The sequence below is a fragment of the Flammeovirga sp. EKP202 genome (assembly GCF_014534745.1).
GTDB lineage: Bacteria > Bacteroidota > Bacteroidia > Cytophagales > Flammeovirgaceae > Flammeovirga.
The window spans coordinates 34,664-50,845 of the sequence record NZ_JACVVP010000005.1; the positions used below are offsets into that span (position 1 = coordinate 34,664).

The window sequence follows — 16,182 nt, forward strand, 5'->3', positions numbered from 1 at the left end:
AAAATACCTACTTAACCGTAAAAGAGAAAATCGTTGTTTTTATTTTATTGGAAGATTTATCAAGAACTACAGCAAAATGAAATATACCAACTCAACCGTATTTTATAGATTTCATATCAGTTCTACTCTTTTTTAATAAAAAAGCAGTACAAGTAATTTCTACCGTACTGCCATTTCATTCTATTGATATCTCGTTTTGTAATGAAGTGTAGAGTAGATGTTTTTGTATTATGGTTCGTGAGAACGTTTTAGTAAAACAGCATTACATCTTAGAAGATGATTACAAAACACTATTCTATTAGTCTATAATAAGACAATCATTTAGTAGTAACTCCTTCGGCCTTGAAGGGAAAAGCGTTAAGAATTCCATGGATTGAGTCGTTAAAATGATTTTGCTGTTTGAGCGTAGCGAGTTTAAAATCATTTAGGCTCAAGGAATGGAATTTAGCTTTTAACTTCAAAGCCTTGACTTTTTTGCTTCGTTTTTGTGTTAAGACAAAAATGAAGAAGAAAGCTGCTTGAAAGTCGATCCTATAAATGCTGGTAGGAATTTGAGGAATACTACATTTACTTATTTGGTCATGATATCCAAAATCGTTTTATCCGTTCCTTTCATTCCTTGTTGGGCTAATGTTCCTACATTTTGGATTGTTTCCTCGCAACACGTATCTACAATACCATCATTACTTGTAAATACATTTCCAATTTGGGAAAGCATTGCTCCATCAAAAGCAGCATAAATTCCTGAAGCAATTTTAGAAGCACATGAAGCATTTGCACCGTCACAAATTACACCTGAAACATTTCCAAGTGTATTTATGATGCCATTTTGAATCTGCTCTACACTTCCTCCATCTAAATATACCAAAGCTCCGCTAACTGCAGCCGAAGCCGTCATCACTCCACAATAAGCCGATAACCTACCCACATTAGTTTTAATATGTACTGTTGAAAGATGTGAGACCATCAATGCTCTGTACATTTCTTCTTTGGTTCTATTCTGATCAATACAATAACGGATGATTGGAAGAGAAGCTGTCATTCCTTGATTTCCACTACCACTAGTTGTCATGACTGGCAAAGCACATCCTCCCATTCTGGCATCACTTCCTGCTGCAGCATAACTTGCGGATCGGTTTCTTTGGTCATCTCCGTAAATACCTTTTTTGATATTTTCCTGTATACAGGCACCTATATTTACACCGTATTTTTGGGTCAATCCTTCCTCTGCAATTCTCGAATTAAACTGATAGACTTTTTCGAATAGGGGAGCGACTAATTCTATGTCAATTTGATTGGCCATTTCGACAATTTTCTTAATGGTCAAAACACTTCGATCGGTCAAAGAGGAATTAAAATCTGTATCGTTACAAGGTTGATCAATCAGAACTTCCTTGTTCTTTGTTACTTTGGTAATGTTAGTATGCGTATGTTTGATTTCTACACTTGCCGTTTCATTTCCTGCTTGCACTTCGATCATCACATACAAGGTGATATTATTTGGAACTACCTCCAATGTCACATTTCCTGTTGCTATCAGTTCACGAACTCCCAACATATCTTGGGCTGACACATTACTGATCACCAACAAATCCTTAGAAGCATCACCAGCCAGTGCACCCATAGCTGCCGCTACTTCTATGCCTGCCATCCCTCCGCTATTCGGAACGATCACACTTTTAGCGTTTTTCAATATGTTCCCAGAAACATAAATTCTAATTGCTTCTGGCTTACGTTCTAGTATCTCTACTGCTTTCGCTGCCGCAAATGCTATTGCAATTGGTTCAGTACAACCCTCCGCGGGTACAATTTCTTCTTGAAGAATAGTATAAATCTGTTGTTGTTCTTTCTCTGATATGTTCATTATCTTGTTTATATATGGAGCCTTTCAAGGAGTTTTTTTATCAAAAGGGTAAAATAAAAAGAGGATCCCTATTCTGAATGTTTTTAGTCAAATTCATTTACATTCCGAAATAGTTATCCTCTTCTTTATTATTTATCGTTATGAACGAATTAAAGATCAAACTCTTTTAATTCCTCCGATGTCAGTTTCTTGTAATTGGTTGTATGATCACATATTTGCTGAATGACAAAAGCCGTTTCCTCTTCTGTCAATTCTCCTGCTTTCCAAAAAAGAACTTCACCTGTCTTATCTACCAGTAAAATACCGATGCTGTTATTACAATCACCCGTATTCCATTTTTTTGTTACAGTTCCTTTTGGATCTGTTAGTATCAAAGCGTTGGCTTCTCTTTTAGATCTTTTCCTGATCATTCTTATCATAAATCTAACAATTCCATTAGGATATTTTGAATCTTTTAGGTTAACAATTCCATACGCTTTAAACTCATCCAAATTGAACTTCCATTGCTTTACTTGCTTGACAAAGTTTTCATTTGCATCCGGTGTATCTGGATCAGCATAAAAAATCATGACCACTTTTTCTCCAATCAATGGGGTAATATGGTCGTTGTTTTTTAAATCCCTCACCATTATTGGTTCAAGAAAATCTCCTTGTTTTAAAATGGAATCACTCTCTATATTATTTTGAGCAAAACCTGTCAGCGTGATAAAAGATAAAATGAATACGATTACAATATTCAACATGAAATTATGGTCTATGTTATTATAACTATTAGGACAAAAGTCAATTGTGCCCATTTTTAGTTTTCCGAAAGATGTACATTTCTCTATTTGTTAGAGTATGTAATATTTGTTCTTTAAAATCATCATTCCTTTCCACTTCTTTTCGAGAGTGATGTTTCTTCTTTCTTCTTTACCCCCAAAGTAAATGTAAGGTTTCTGTTGTTACAATTCTTTTTCAACTTATTAGGTAAAACTTTCTGTATTGGTTACATATTGTATTATTTGATGGTTCACGATAGTTGATCTGATTTTGTAAATTGCCTTTGAATCAATTATCTCAGGAAGATGAATTTTGGCTTAAAAACTCTACTAGTTTCATTACTACTATTACTTATTGGGTGTGAAGATTACTATCAACGTCCGCAGCATTTTGGAGATGTTTCTTTTATTATTGAAGTCACACAACCCAATCTTTTTACAACGGATTTGAGTATCACCAACACTGATCTATTTGCCCTACGAATTGAAAGCGCCACTGATAGGGAAGAGGTGATTACGTTCTCTCATCTTCATGATATTCCTTCTACTCTTAAGTTAAAACAAGGGCAGTATGATGTCTACGCCTATTCTTCTGGAACCGAAGAAAACAGCGAATTAACCCTAAAAGGAAAACAACGTTTTACGGTAATTGAAGGTAATGCTACTCGATTAAATATTCAATGTTCCCAAAATCGTCTTAGAAAATAAGTTCTACATCTGTCAAAAACTCATTCCATATATTTACATTCCATTCTTTAAGCTACAAAGGTCCTAAATTGGGACCTTTGTTTTTTTATTCTCTATTCTATAAACTTCACATTTGATTGCTACTTTTCTTCTGATTTGTTGGACACAGATGACTCTATTGCTTAACGTTCACGCCAGTGGAATTTCCATTCTTCTAGGATAGCAGTTCTTTACTTGGCCTTGAAGGGAAAAGCGTTAAGAATTTCATGTATTGAGCCGTTAAAAATGATTTTGCTGTTTGAGCTTTAGCGAGTTTAAAATCATTTAGGCGAAAGAAATGGAATTTAGCTTTTGACTTCTAAGCCTTGAATTTTTTACTTCTTTTTGTTTCAAGACAAAAACGAAGAGGAAAGAAGTTTGAAAGTAGATATCATAAAATTTTGTTGAAAGATCGATTATAAGGTAATGAAAGCTTAGTTTACAATGCATTAAATAAATAATATGTGCTCATTTCTTATCCATAAAAAAAGGTCCCAAAGTGGGACCTTAATACAATATAAAATTCAATAATCTATCAAAACCCAATCTGTTGCGATGGGCTATGTTTTCTCAATAAAAAGGATGCTTCTTCTTTTGTTAGATTAAAATAATTAACCAAAACTTCAGTACTTTTTATCTCTCCATTTTTAATCAAACCAATGATCTTTTGTGTCTTCTGATCAATCACCTTTTGGATTTTTGGTACATTGTTTCCTTTCATCTGGACTGACGATGCTAAGAATGCTAAAACGAAAAGTAAAACAGAAAAAGCTCTAAACGAATTGGCTGTTGTCTCCGCTTCTGTTTCTTGTTCAGCAATTTCTTTCATTAAAACTACTCTTCGCTCCTCTAACAGTTTTAGATTTTTTTGTGCATCTAGAAAGGTTTGATACTTGGCCCAATTTGTTTTCCCGTTAACCGTATGCTTCGCATTCTCTAAAATCACATTCTGTACTTGATCGATTTGATCATCAATACTAGAAGTATTTGTAGAAACAATTTGATCTTTTGCATGTAACAATTGCCCATTCCATTCTGCATAAAAAATCATTGAGGTTAGTAATGTTGCTAGAATTGCATATTGGTTAATGGACTTAAAATGCTGATAAAAAGAGATGGTTTGAAGGGTGTAATGATGTGATAAAAAGACGATGAAAATCGAAATGGATAAAGCAATAGGAGTGTTTTGGAAGTATTCCTTGACGAACCAAAAGGTTACGTACGAACTGTACATCATAGATACTACTACTAAAGAGTAATCTATCAGTTTTAACGGTTTCATTATTTTAATTATCTTTGGATTGAACATTTCATAGTTGGCAGAGGTGAGATACTCCAACTACGATATTAAAAATGTTTTCTCAGGGTATGTACGCCAATACATACCCTGATTTTTTTTGATAGATTGAGCGTCTATCAATACTTTGTTTGATCATCTGAAAGGGTAGAAGTACAAGATAAAAAACCTCTTAGCCCCCAAAAATTATCAATGTTTTATAGATCTAAACCAAACTTCTGAATCAATTCTTTAACTGATTCTTCCATGGCTAGCTTTTCTACTTTTCCTAATTCCTTATCTATTGGAGCATCAATAAGCGTACGGATCGTTTTATTGATTTTATTAAAAGTAAAAGGTTTTGGAGTATTCGCTGCAGCTCTAGAAGTTGTATTTTGTGGAGCTTCTACAGGCTTTGCCAACTTGTTCTGCAGAAAATCTTCTAGTTCTTCTGTCTCAATCAAACCTTCTTTGATCGCTTTTAAAGCCTCCTCAAACTTAGCTTGAGAAACGTTTACTTCACCATCAAAATAAGAATGCTTGAATGTATCAGAAACTTGATCTAGCACTTCTGCTGTTTTTGCATCTCTCAAAATGGTATTCTTCCCTACGTTGTATTCCTCTGCCAAAAGGTTATACAATTTACCATCACCTGTTTTTTCTCCTTGTTTTCCTTTGTGAGTAAGGTAATGATGCCCTCTGTAATACGACATTTCTCGCTTCGATAAGTTACGTTTACCGACCTGGTTTTTAATCATCCAAAGCTTTGCATCATCAATATTATCAATGTCTACAATAACTTCTTCAAAATCATAACCGTTGTCTTCACCACCTAAAGACTGACAAATTTCATATCTGTTGTGACCATCCAACAATACTTTCTGACCATTATCTAGATAGAAAAAAGTCAAAGGATCTCTAACGCCCTCGTTTTTAATACTCTCTTCAAGGGTATTTCTTTCTGATTCTGTCAGTGGTCTGATCCACTTTTTTAATTCATCGATGATGTGAATTTTACCAGACGACATCTCTTCTTTCTTTGAATCAATCAGTTTTGAAGCTTTCTGATCACTCCCTGGTAAAAAATCTCCAATATTAATTTCGTTAGGCATGTGCTATAATTTCTTGTGCTAAATAAGTGTGTTCATCCATTGCTTTTTTGATCCCTTCCTTTTCCTGTTTCTTCAAGGATTCATCTTCAAACAATGAGAAAATATCTTTTCCGATCAATGGACCTTTGTTATATGCCATATCTCTTACGGCAATTTCTGTTTCAAAAACTCTATAATGTGTAGATCTCAATGCCTCTTTGTACTTGTGCATATCTTTGGTTCTACCTGTTTTAGTAAACAAGAAGCCCAATACTTCTAAGTTAGGATTTTCCTCTTTATAGTCATTAATGTGGCTTAATACGTTGTTGATTCCTCTAAATGCAAATTCAGAAGCATCCACTGGAATCAAGGCTCTATTAGAGGCAATCAAGCAAGAATCATTTGTTATTAAAGCAAATGAAGGGGATAAATCGAAGAAAATATAATCATATTCTCCTTCAATTTTTTCAATAACATATCTCTTCACAAGTTTGTATGAAGAAGGACCAGAGTTTCTGTTTAGCGTTTTATTTGTAAAATCCAGGTTTGTAGTAGAAGGGATAATATGAAGATTCTCCTGATACTGAATGATGGCATTATTGACATCACACTTTCCTTCAATGATATCTGACAATTCCTTTCCTTCATAAAACTGAGGATCCTTATACCCCAAATGTTGAGTTAAGTTCCCTTGAGGATCGGCATCAATCAACAATACTTTTTTACCTAATCTTGATAATGCTGCACCAAGGTTACAAGCAGTTGTTGTCTTTGCTACTCCACCTTTGTTGTTTATAATTGAAATCACTTTAAACTTGTCTTTCAACTTTAATCCAAGAGGAGTTAAAACTTGTGTTAGTTTTTCGATATACTCTGCTTTTAAGTTCTGCTCTCCATTCAATGCTTTGTGAAGAGACCTTGTAGGGATTCCAGCTTTCTTTTCGACCACTGAAACCTTAAGCATATCATTGTCTTTGATAAAATCTAGAATGTCTTTTTGCGTCATGATGTGATATTTTCATAATTTCTCAACAAATCAACACAAAAAAAGTGAGGTAAAAAACAAAAAAAGATATTTTTTTCACTTTGAATAGTAATATTTTACTTATAAAGGTATTTTTTTCACTAATAATAAATATGAATGGTCTATTTAGTACAAAATATTTCCTATCAGAAGGGTGTTTAAAGTACCTATAATCCTGATTTTAAAGGAGAAAGACTGACATCACTTTAGATTACGGTTGTTTTAGTATATTTAAAGCCATTTCTCTAGATTAAATACCATTTAAACCATAATATTCCTTCTTATATACTACCTTAACCGTAAATATTTCCTTTTTTCTACTTACATATCATTTCTCAACCATAATTCTAGTCTTTAAATACCATCTTAACCGTAATAATATTGAGATAAATAAGTCATAGTGGAGTTTTAGTATATTAATCTGGGGTTTTATAGGATTGATTGCTAAAAGGGAAACTATTCATGAATACGGTTGAATCAACATCTATACTGACTTAACCGTAATTTTATATCACATATACTGTTTCAACCGTAATAAAATCTATTTATATACCATCTTAACCGCAATTTTTACGGAGAAAACTGTTTTATCCTTATTTTTTAATTATAAATACTGTTTTACCGTTAATCAGTAAGTTTTCAATTGGAGCTCATCATAATTCTAATAGCATTCTTAATGCTAACTTTTAATATAAATTCCATCTCTAAAAGGATATAATAAGATCTATTTATTTAATTATTTTATATACTTATTATTTATAGGGTAACATAACTAATTGATTATCAGAAAAAAGAGGCACTTATAAATACTAAACTAACCGTAATTAGATACCAAATCAACCGCAGTATGGATATTTCCTTAACCATAGTAATATATCTACTTAACCGTATGACAAATTTAAATACCCTCATTTAACCGTAAAAATGGCCTAAAATCACACCTAGAACCACAATTTTGACTACTTAAGTATTCACTTAACCATAAATCACTGCGGAGTATTCGTATATCAGACTGTTTTAGCACTAAATGTTGAGGTATAACCACTATTTAACCTTAATCGCTAGAATAATAGAAAATGCGTTTTATTCTTTTATTTATCTCTATTTATTCTTTATAGGGTATGTAATTTATTGATAATTAATATTTTACGGATGTTTAAATACCATCTTAACCGTAATTGGAATGATATTACACCATATTATAAATACCATTTCAACCGTACTTCATAGCATTTACCACCATAGTTGCTTTTTAATTATACCATCTTAACCGCAATTTTTAGATTAAAATATCAATTCAACCATAATAATGCTCTAATACCAGTATTTTCCTCTGTTATGTATACCATTTTAACCGTATTTCTACTTATATATACTGTTTTAACCGCAACTGTTTTCTTATAAATACCATCTTAACCGCAATTTTGATGAAGGTTTACGTTTTTTTCGTGTTTTTAGGCTGATGATCACTCATTTTACGTCTTATTTAGTATATATAGAATGAAAAGGGTACCGATTCATTGATATTTCCTACGAATCCTCTCCAGCTTAAAATGTGAATAAATTATTGAAATTCGATTTTTAAAAATATCATCTTAACCGCACTTTTTGACTTTAAATACTATCTTAACCGCAATCGAAAGTTAAAAATACTATTTACACCGTAAAAAATGTTTGTTTTTACAATTTTTGCTATAAATTAGACTTTTAAATATACTAAGTGCACCGCAATTTTTAAGGTGGACTTCATTTTTTGGAATAATTTTATCTATCATGGATTTAATAAATAACATCACTACCCGTGCTGAATTGGTAAAGCGACCCAATCAGATTATAGAAGCGAATACACAGCTTCCTATTCCTGGTTTAGCACAAAAGTTATTTATTTATACCAATACCTTCCATAACGAAGACTACTCGAAGCCAATTACTTTTAAGCTTTCGAGTTTTTATGGACGTTATGTTGGAGGGCAGAACTTAAAGGACGTAGACAAAGCCTGTCAGCTTCTTAAATCGTCTATGATCATGTTCTACACGCCTATCGATAAAGATTCCGGTCTACCGGTCATTATTGGTAAAGATGGCGATGTGAGCCTTTTGAGCAAGGGATATCGAAAGGAGTATGTTTCTATTTTTGATAGAATTGTGCTGGATAAGACAAAAGTGACCTTTGAATACTCCGATAACTTGCTTCCTTACCTCAATGCAAAGAGTAACTATACGACTTACATTTACGGCAATATTCGTCAGATGCGTTCTAAATATGGACCAAAACTATACGATTTATTGTCTCGAGGAATCGGTTTTTACGAGAGTAGAAAAATTACTGTAGATGACTTCAGGTCTGTCTTTGGTTTAGAAAAACATAAAACGTATCAATCTTATGGTCGATTGAAGCAGTCGGTTATTACGCCTTCTATCAAGGACATCAATAAGAATGCAGATATTGAAGTATCATTAAAAGAATATAAGCAAGGGAGAACGATTAAAGTATTGGAGTTCTTTTTCTCAGGAAAGGTGGATCATCAACAAAGAGAAAATGACTTTGCTTCTTCAATGGAGCTCCTAAATACTGAATTTAGCCAAGATGCTACCCTAAAAAATACGTTCGATAATTTCATTCACCTTTATCGTTTAAATAATAATTGCTACAAGGATGTAGAAGCAAAAATTGTTGACCCGGTCATGAATGAGAAGATATTAGGGAAGTGGCTAAGTGAAATCATTACCGAACATGCGGGTGGATCAAGAGAGAAGTTTATCATTGGTGTACAGAACAACATGTTGTCTTACATTATGAATGGTAAAACATCATTGAATATTGATACAACTCCTGCCTCTGCGGCTTCTTCGATCAAAGAAACGCCTGCTGAGAGTGCATTTGGTAATATCGAAATCATTATCAACGAGGAAGAAGTTGCTCAACCTGCAAAACCTACTGCCGCTTATAAATTTGAGCCAGTAGCTATTCCTTGTCCTGAATATGGTACAGATCAGGCCTTGTTCAAGGAACTTTCAACTAAATTGGCAAAGAAACTAACTCATTTCGGTACTTATGATTTCTCGACAAAGAAGTTTGGAGAATGGCATCAAGTGTACTTGGATGAACTCAATAACCAACTTTTTGTATTTTATAAGGATATGAAATCATTGGGGCTTGGTAATTCAATCATTCGAAAAGCTATTGAGGTGTTTGTCAATGACTTAGAAGAGTATCAGGTAATGAAACCTTTGAAGAAAGAGATCAGAGATTTAAGAAATGCTGTACAGAGAAATGAAATTTTCCCTAACAAAGGCACTTTTGCGAAGATGATCAACGACTGGTAAGAACATCACACTGATTTATTTAGAGAATCAATGCTTTTAAGTTAATCTAAGGTATAATTTAAGGTGTTGTTTTGACCTTTATCAGAATTATATTAGGTTTGTAATTATACAATAATATAACTTCATAGACATGATCGGAGAAAATATAGTTAAACTTCGAAAAAAAAATAATATGCAACAGAAAGAATTGGCTCAGCTGATTGATATTTCTGTTCAAGGCTTAATTAAATGGGAAAAGGGAAAAGTAGAAATTCCTTATTCTGGTCTTTCTAAGATTGCCGACATTTTTAAAGTACCTCTGGATTACATCGTAAAAGGACCTCCTGCAAAGGTAGTGTCTCTTATTAATTCAAAAGGAGGAAACACAAAGTCTTCATTACTTAGACAAATTACTATGGGTATTGTCACTGAATGCCCAGACCTAAAAGTTCTTTGTATTGATACTGACCCACAGCAAACACTTGCAATGTATGCTGAAAATGGTAGACACGAAAATATTGAAGTCATCAGTTTTGATTCGAATACTATTGCAGTTTCTGAGAAGTATAGAAAGCTGATCGAAGACAGTCAATATACTTATGACTATATCTTAGTTGATACGGCAGGTTACGTCGCAGTAACAGATCTATTGACAAGTATAATTGCAAATTCGGATGTGATTGTACCTATCACGCTCAACGAAACGGCATTAGGACCAACTATTTCAAGTATCAGTAATATTGCTGATGTAAGGGACTCTTTAGATCTACCAACCAAAATTATTGGTATCAGAAATAGAGTCAATAGAACAGTGAAAGAATCAAGAATGCCTTTTGAGTTGGACGGCTATATGGGATTAAAGCTATTGGATACTTTTATTCCTGATTCAATCCAATACCAAAGAGATACTAATTTCAGTAATACTAATATTACAAAAGAGGTGCGTTCATTAATACATGAATTGTTGCCTGTTTTAGATTAAAAAAAGCCCTGTTTTACGCACACTGTATTAGAACAAATATGAACTATGCTGAACCTAGATAAATTTAAGAAGAAAGAAGAAGAAAAATTAAAAGAAGGTAAAACTTCTCTTAGAGAGAAAGAGTCACAGGAAAAGTTGACAAATGTGGATTATAAATCTCCAGGTGCATTTCATATTGAACCTGAATACAGAGAACTGATTCGTAAACAAACAGAGGATGAAGCTCGCAACTTTGAGGAGTCAATTAAAGCTGAAGGTGTTCGTGAACCTATATTATACTGGACCCATACACTAAGAGATAATACAGGTGCAAGAGTAGTTCATACTGTTGTGGATGGTCACCACCGTTGTGAAGCAGCCATAAAGTTGGGTTTAGAATATATCCCTTGTAAGGAATTAAAATTCAGTACGCACAATGACGTTCGTATTTGGATGTTGAGAAACCAATTGGGGAGACGTAACATTGGTGATGCTGAAAAAATTCGTATTGCACTTCAGTTGACGGAGTTTTTAGGTATTGAAGCAAAAGAAAGGAAAAAACGTCAAGTTCAAGGTTTCAATGCAGCGGCAGAGAAAAAAGTTGATACTACTCCTGTTGAAGTTTCTGAAGAGCAAAATGAGTTGGATGATCTGAAAAAGTCATTGAATATTGATCCTAAAGGAAGAATCAATAGAGCAGAGGAGGCGGCAAAGATTGCAGGCGTGTCTACAAAGAATGTAACCAAAATGAAAAAGGTTATTGAAAAAGGCCCTGCTGATATGCTTAATGCAGTGATGGATGGTTACCTTTCAATTCATAAAGCTTGGACTGAACTTAGAGCGGTAGAGCTTGAAGAAAAGAAAAAGAAAGCTAGAAAAACAAAGAAAGTAGAGAAAGACCTTACGCCAAAGCAAGTACAAGCATTAATCAATGATACTTCTTTAGTAGAAAAAGTAAGTAGAGTAGCTTTAGCTTTTAGGTATCCCGATACTTCTTTTGAAGCTCAAAATGTCAACCCTTCTCATCAACATTATAATGATTTTACAATTCGTTTTGTAGAGAACAATACGGAAGTAAAACAAAGTAAGTTTGTAGATGTAGTTCAAGTGGTCAAATTAAATGATTCAGAACTGTCTCCTTTGGTGGTCGGTTATCAAATCGTTTCTACTTTTGATGATCTACAGAATCTAAATAGTTTAATAGATTTATCTGCTTCTTGTCATAAATTTTATATTGTTGTAGATGATTCTTTATTAGAAGAGGCAAAACTTCAGGTAGAGAAACAGAATCTGAAAGTAGGAATTATCACTACTAACCCTTCTCCAAAAGTAGATGTAGCCTTGGAAAGTCATTACATTGAGCTCAATGAACACCAAGAATTACAGGTACTAAGAGAGTCGTTTTTTAGATCATTATAACATTGCATTATATTTTATTAGGTGAGGTTTTAAAACAACAGGACTATACATCACGTATAAAAAGTATGTTGAATTTAAAATTACATCATTATGTTATCGACATCACCGAATAAAAATGTAAAGACAAAATTCAGAAAAGGAGTATCTTTAGGAGATTTAATTCGCATGGGGGTTACTCAAGAAGAGATCAAAAAACGGTTAGGTTTTAAAAAAATATATAAGTAAAAAGTGGTTGAGAGACCACTTTTTTCGTTTTTGGCAATTTTGCCAAAAACGCCAAAGTTCCTTTCTTTTAATATAAACCAACTTTCTACTAAGATAGTAATTGTATTTATTGGGTAAGTTTACTACACTGTAAAATAAACTTTCGTTAATTAATGTAACTCCTTTAATAAAGGATCAATGGTAGTGTATTGTGGTTCGTGAGGTCGTTGCAATGCAACGACCCTACAGAACTGCAATTTAGAAGATAATTATAATACCTTTGTCTTTTGATCTGTAATCAGACAATCATTTAGTAGTATCTCCCTCGGCCTTGAAGGGAAAAGCGTTAAGAATTTTATGGAATGAGCCGTTAAAAATGATTTTGTTGTTTGAGCTTTAGCGAGTTTAAAATCATTTAGGCGAGAGGAATGGAATTTAGCTTTTGACTTCTAAGCTTTGAATTTTTTGCTTCTTTTTGTTTCAAGACAAAAACGAAGAGGAAAAAAGCTTGAAAGTTAGATCCTCTAAATGCTTGCAGAAAGGCCGGTTGAAAGTTGACGAGAACTTAGTTTACTACGATTTATTGATAATAATAATGCTATTCGAAAACGATTTTGGTAAATTTGCCAAAAACGAAAATAGTCTAATTTGCCCTCTATGGAAAAAGATATGAACTGTCCTTGTGGATCAGGAAAACAATATAAAGATTGTTGTAAAATTGCTCATGATGATATCAATGATGTAGTTACCGCTGAACAATTAATGCGGTCTCGTTATTCTGCATATGTATTAGCAGATAGCGAATATTTACATAAAAGCCATCATTCTAAGACAAGACCTAAATCAAGAGGAGAAAGGAGGGAGACTATAAAGTGGGCAAAAGCAGTAGATTGGAAAGGACTTGAAATTATTCAAAAACAACAAGGACTAGAAGGTGATAATTTTGGAGTGGTAGAATTTAAAGCCTATTTCATGGAGAGAGGAAAACCCTCGGTAATTCATGAGAAGTCTACTTTTGAAAAGGAAAATGGGCATTGGGTGTATAAAGATGCATTATAAAAAAGCACTGAAGTTGTGATAAACTTCAGTGCTTTTTTCATTTAGAGAATTATATAAATGAAAGAAATTAAAGCGATTTAAATAATCGACTACTATCAAATTCTTTTAAGTTGAAAAGTACAACTGTTCCTTTTCCATAGATATGATCAGCTGGAACGAAACCCCAAAACCTTGAGTCTAATGAATTGTGTCGGTTATCACCCATCATAAAATAATAGTCTTGTTGAACGGTATATTCATTGACTTCTTTTCCATTAATGAAAATTTTCCCGTTTTCAAAAGTTGCATTATTGTCCTCATACTTTAAAATGATAGGTAAATACAGCTGACGGTTACTTGGAGTTAATGTGACAACATCTCCTTTTTTAGGAACTCTTGTAGCAGGATAAAAGTCCGCTTCTCTACTTACTAAACTCTTTACGGCTTTTATATGTGGATCTTTTCGGATCGCTTCAGCCTTCTTTTCTGAGATATGAACAACAAAATTTCGTTGTCCTGAAGGATACGTTTTATCGTTGTTATGATCATAATGATAAAGATCTAATTGTTCCAACTTCTTTTTTGAAAGTCCATTTTCAGTGATGACTTCAAACTGATGTTGTGTTTCTACATCATCAAACATTAATTGACCATTGATATAAACATCTGCATTTTTAAGTTCTACAGTATCTCCGGGAGTGGCAATACAGCGCTTTAGATAAATTGTCTTAAGGTCTACAGGCTTGTCTTCCGGAGGAAAAAAGAATCCTACAATATCACCTTTCTGTACTTCAGAAAAACCAGGCAAACGAAATGTAGGAAGTGAAATCCAATCTAATCCATAACCATGAATTAATGGTAGCTGAAAAGGTGTGGCAGGAGTAATAGCTCCATAACTTAATTTTGAAATAATAATGTGATCTCCTGCTTGTATGGTAGGCTCTAGTGAACTAGTGGGCACTACACTTCTCCAACCAATCAGCCAAGAGAAGAGCGATACCAAGATGAGCACTTGAAAGAAATCTTTAATGGTACTTTTTCCTTCTTGCTTAATTTTCTTTGCGTTAATTTCCATTTTGATAATTTTAATTTGACACTTTCTGCAGAGTTTGTTTTTCAGTTATGTGGTGTTCCACATTGTATCGGTTACGAATATATATTTTGTAAAACTTCTTACCAATTAATTATACGATTACTCAAAAACTAAGTTGAAATGAATCTCTTTTTTTCTTTTTTTTAGGTTGAAAACAAAACTTGAAATACTATTTTTGTACAGGTTATTTTACTTTTTAATATTATCTTTTCCTGTTATGATGAACGAATTTATTTACATCGCCTCCGCTTTTCTAGCACTTTTTTGTCTGACCTTAATCTTATTATTTTTGAGTATAAAGAGAGGAAAGAAAATAAAGAGTCAAACTACGTTATTAAATAAAAGAGATGATTCAGAAGAGCGTTATAAAGCCCTTGAAGAAACATTGGAACAAACCCAAAAAGAAGCAAAGGAAAGATACTTTACGCTTGAAGAGCGATTAAAGAAAGTAGAAAGTGAAAGAGATCACAAAGGGAAAAATCTAATTCAAACAGCAGAAAGGTTACTAAAAGACCACACTGATTTCTTAGCGACGCAAGTGACAGCAAGTAATTATGTGGAGACCAAAAATAAATTAGAAGAGGTATTTGATTTCTGTTTGGCTCACGATTACGAAAATAAAGAAGCATTAAAGCAAGCTCAAAAATCTTTGCAGCGTAAGTTTGAAGACTTAGTCAGAAAGGATCTAGAACAACAATCTCAGAATGAGTTGAAGGATCAAATGAGAGAAGAACGTACTTTTCAAGAAAAAGTAAAAGGAGAATTGGAACGTTTGGAACAGGAAAAAATAGCCTTGCAAAGAGATTTACACAATGCCATTCATGCTGCTAATGAAAAGCAAGTACAGCAATTACAATTCAAATTAGACAGAGTAGAAGAACATATTCAGAGAGCTACAGAACAATCGTCTACTTCAACCACTTCTGGATTTGTTTATGTACTTTCAAATTATGGTTCTTTTGGAGAAGAAGTTTTCAAAATAGGTTATACACAATCTGACGATCCGCAATCAGAAATCAATGCTTTAAGTGAAACATTACCTTTCCCTTTTGATGTTCATGCTTTGATCAATGCTTCGAATGCTGAGCACTTATATCAAACTTTAAAAGAGAAATTACAAAAATATTCTGTCAATAAAGTCAACTTAGAAAAAGACTTCTTTGCTGTACCATTAGAAAAAATTGTTGAAATAGGAGAAGAGTTAGAAGGGAAATTCACTTACGAGAAAGAGCCAGAAGCATTAGAGTATTTTCAGTCAATGGAAACTTCTGTAGAAGATTTAGAATATTTGCTTCAAGTAAAGCGTCAGCAGCAAGACACAGAAAGTTAGAGTTTTGGCCTTAACTTCCAATAGATCTTTCTACCAGCTTTTATAGAGTCTACTTTCAAGCTTCCTTCTTCTTCATTTTTGTCTTAACA

General features: G+C 33.3%; 13 protein-coding genes. 7 read left to right on the forward strand and 6 right to left on the reverse strand.

The features are described from left to right. Nucleotides 1–571: 571 nt before the first annotated feature. On the reverse strand, nucleotides 572–1,864 hold the full coding sequence (locus IC221_RS04165) for a serine dehydratase subunit alpha family protein (protein ID WP_188167754.1): 1,293 nt from the start codon (nucleotides 1,862–1,864) through the stop codon (nucleotides 572–574). A 149-nt stretch (nucleotides 1,865–2,013) separates the two neighbouring features. Continuing rightward, entirely contained in the window at nucleotides 2,014–2,607 is a 594-nt protein-coding gene (locus IC221_RS04170; RefSeq protein ID WP_188167755.1) for a YtfJ family protein, read from the reverse strand. Nucleotides 2,608–2,931: 324 nt separating this feature from the next. Here IC221_RS04170 and IC221_RS04175 point away from each other — a divergent pair, with 324 nt between their 5' ends. Next, nucleotides 2,932–3,333 (forward strand): DUF4493 domain-containing protein, encoded by a 402-nt coding sequence (locus IC221_RS04175; protein ID WP_188167756.1) that lies wholly within the window; start codon nucleotides 2,932–2,934, stop codon nucleotides 3,331–3,333. A 553-nt stretch (nucleotides 3,334–3,886) separates the two neighbouring features. Here IC221_RS04175 and IC221_RS04180 read toward each other — a convergent pair. The 3 genes from IC221_RS04180 to IC221_RS04190 form a co-directional block, all read right to left on the reverse strand. Beyond that, the gene (locus tag IC221_RS04180) at nucleotides 3,887–4,633 is read right to left on the reverse strand and encodes a hypothetical protein (RefSeq protein WP_188167757.1); all 747 of its coding nucleotides are present in this window, start codon (nucleotides 4,631–4,633) and stop codon (nucleotides 3,887–3,889) included. Between the two features lie 212 nt (nucleotides 4,634–4,845). Continuing rightward, nucleotides 4,846–5,739, reverse strand: coding sequence for a ParB N-terminal domain-containing protein (locus IC221_RS04185; RefSeq protein WP_188167758.1), 894 nt, complete (start codon nucleotides 5,737–5,739; stop codon nucleotides 4,846–4,848). After that, nucleotides 5,732–6,724 (reverse strand): ParA family protein, encoded by a 993-nt coding sequence (locus IC221_RS04190; RefSeq protein ID WP_062621538.1) that lies wholly within the window; start codon nucleotides 6,722–6,724, stop codon nucleotides 5,732–5,734. The genes IC221_RS04185 and IC221_RS04190 overlap by 8 nt, the downstream gene beginning before the upstream one ends. A gap of 1,791 nt (nucleotides 6,725–8,515) precedes the next feature. Between IC221_RS04190 and IC221_RS04195 the strand changes: the two genes are divergently transcribed. The 5 genes from IC221_RS04195 (at nucleotide 8,516) to IC221_RS04210 (ending at nucleotide 13,691) form a co-directional block, all read left to right on the forward strand. Then, a complete protein-coding gene (locus IC221_RS04195; protein WP_188167759.1) occupies nucleotides 8,516–10,069 on the forward strand; it encodes a replication initiation protein in 1,554 nt (517 codons plus the stop codon). Between the two features lie 130 nt (nucleotides 10,070–10,199). Further along, nucleotides 10,200–11,030 carry a helix-turn-helix domain-containing protein gene (locus tag IC221_RS04200; RefSeq protein WP_223241293.1) on the forward strand — a complete coding sequence of 277 codons (831 nt, stop codon included), beginning with the start codon at nucleotides 10,200–10,202 and terminating at the stop codon, nucleotides 11,028–11,030. A gap of 45 nt (nucleotides 11,031–11,075) precedes the next feature. Further along, nucleotides 11,076–12,428 (forward strand): ParB N-terminal domain-containing protein, encoded by a 1,353-nt coding sequence (locus IC221_RS04205; protein ID WP_188167761.1) that lies wholly within the window; start codon nucleotides 11,076–11,078, stop codon nucleotides 12,426–12,428. Between the two features lie 90 nt (nucleotides 12,429–12,518). Continuing rightward, entirely contained in the window at nucleotides 12,519–12,653 is a 135-nt protein-coding gene (locus tag IC221_RS29730; protein WP_255516002.1) for a hypothetical protein, read from the forward strand. A gap of 636 nt (nucleotides 12,654–13,289) precedes the next feature. Further along, the gene (locus IC221_RS04210; protein WP_223241294.1) at nucleotides 13,290–13,691 is read left to right on the forward strand and encodes a YchJ family protein; all 402 of its coding nucleotides are present in this window, start codon (nucleotides 13,290–13,292) and stop codon (nucleotides 13,689–13,691) included. A 67-nt stretch (nucleotides 13,692–13,758) separates the two neighbouring features. On the opposite strand, the gene lepB is transcribed toward IC221_RS04210, so the two are convergent. Next, complete coding sequence (lepB, locus tag IC221_RS29475; protein ID WP_223241295.1) at nucleotides 13,759–14,745, reverse strand: signal peptidase I; 987 nt, start codon at nucleotides 14,743–14,745, stop codon at nucleotides 13,759–13,761. Nucleotides 14,746–14,980: 235 nt separating this feature from the next. Between lepB and IC221_RS04220 the strand changes: the two genes are divergently transcribed. After that, the gene (locus IC221_RS04220; RefSeq protein ID WP_188167762.1) at nucleotides 14,981–16,093 is read left to right on the forward strand and encodes a GIY-YIG nuclease family protein; all 1,113 of its coding nucleotides are present in this window, start codon (nucleotides 14,981–14,983) and stop codon (nucleotides 16,091–16,093) included. Nucleotides 16,094–16,182 lie beyond the last annotated feature (89 nt).

Excerpts from the sequence above, each read along its gene's own strand:
- IC221_RS04170 (WP_188167755.1), bottom strand. The coding sequence starts at position 2,607 with ATGTTGAATATTGTAATCGTATTCATTTTATCTTTTATCACGCTGACA.
- IC221_RS04185 (WP_188167758.1), bottom strand. The coding sequence starts at position 5,739 with ATGCCTAACGAAATTAATATTGGAGATTTTTTACCAGGGAGTGATCAG.
- IC221_RS04200 (WP_223241293.1), top strand. The coding sequence starts at position 10,200 with ATGATCGGAGAAAATATAGTTAAACTTCGAAAAAAAAATAATATGCAA.
- IC221_RS04180 (WP_188167757.1), bottom strand. The coding sequence starts at position 4,633 with ATGAAACCGTTAAAACTGATAGATTACTCTTTAGTAGTAGTATCTATG.
- IC221_RS04175 (WP_188167756.1), top strand. The coding sequence starts at position 2,932 with ATGAATTTTGGCTTAAAAACTCTACTAGTTTCATTACTACTATTACTT.
- IC221_RS04205 (WP_188167761.1), top strand. The coding sequence starts at position 11,076 with ATGCTGAACCTAGATAAATTTAAGAAGAAAGAAGAAGAAAAATTAAAA.
- IC221_RS04190 (WP_062621538.1), bottom strand. The coding sequence starts at position 6,724 with ATGACGCAAAAAGACATTCTAGATTTTATCAAAGACAATGATATGCTT.
- IC221_RS04165 (WP_188167754.1), bottom strand. The coding sequence starts at position 1,864 with ATGAACATATCAGAGAAAGAACAACAACAGATTTATACTATTCTTCAA.
- IC221_RS04195 (WP_188167759.1), top strand. The coding sequence starts at position 8,516 with ATGGATTTAATAAATAACATCACTACCCGTGCTGAATTGGTAAAGCGA.
- IC221_RS04210 (WP_223241294.1), top strand. The coding sequence starts at position 13,290 with ATGGAAAAAGATATGAACTGTCCTTGTGGATCAGGAAAACAATATAAA.
- IC221_RS04220 (WP_188167762.1), top strand. The coding sequence starts at position 14,981 with ATGATGAACGAATTTATTTACATCGCCTCCGCTTTTCTAGCACTTTTT.
- lepB (WP_223241295.1), bottom strand. The coding sequence starts at position 14,745 with ATGGAAATTAACGCAAAGAAAATTAAGCAAGAAGGAAAAAGTACCATT.
- IC221_RS29730 (WP_255516002.1), top strand. The coding sequence starts at position 12,519 with ATGTTATCGACATCACCGAATAAAAATGTAAAGACAAAATTCAGAAAA.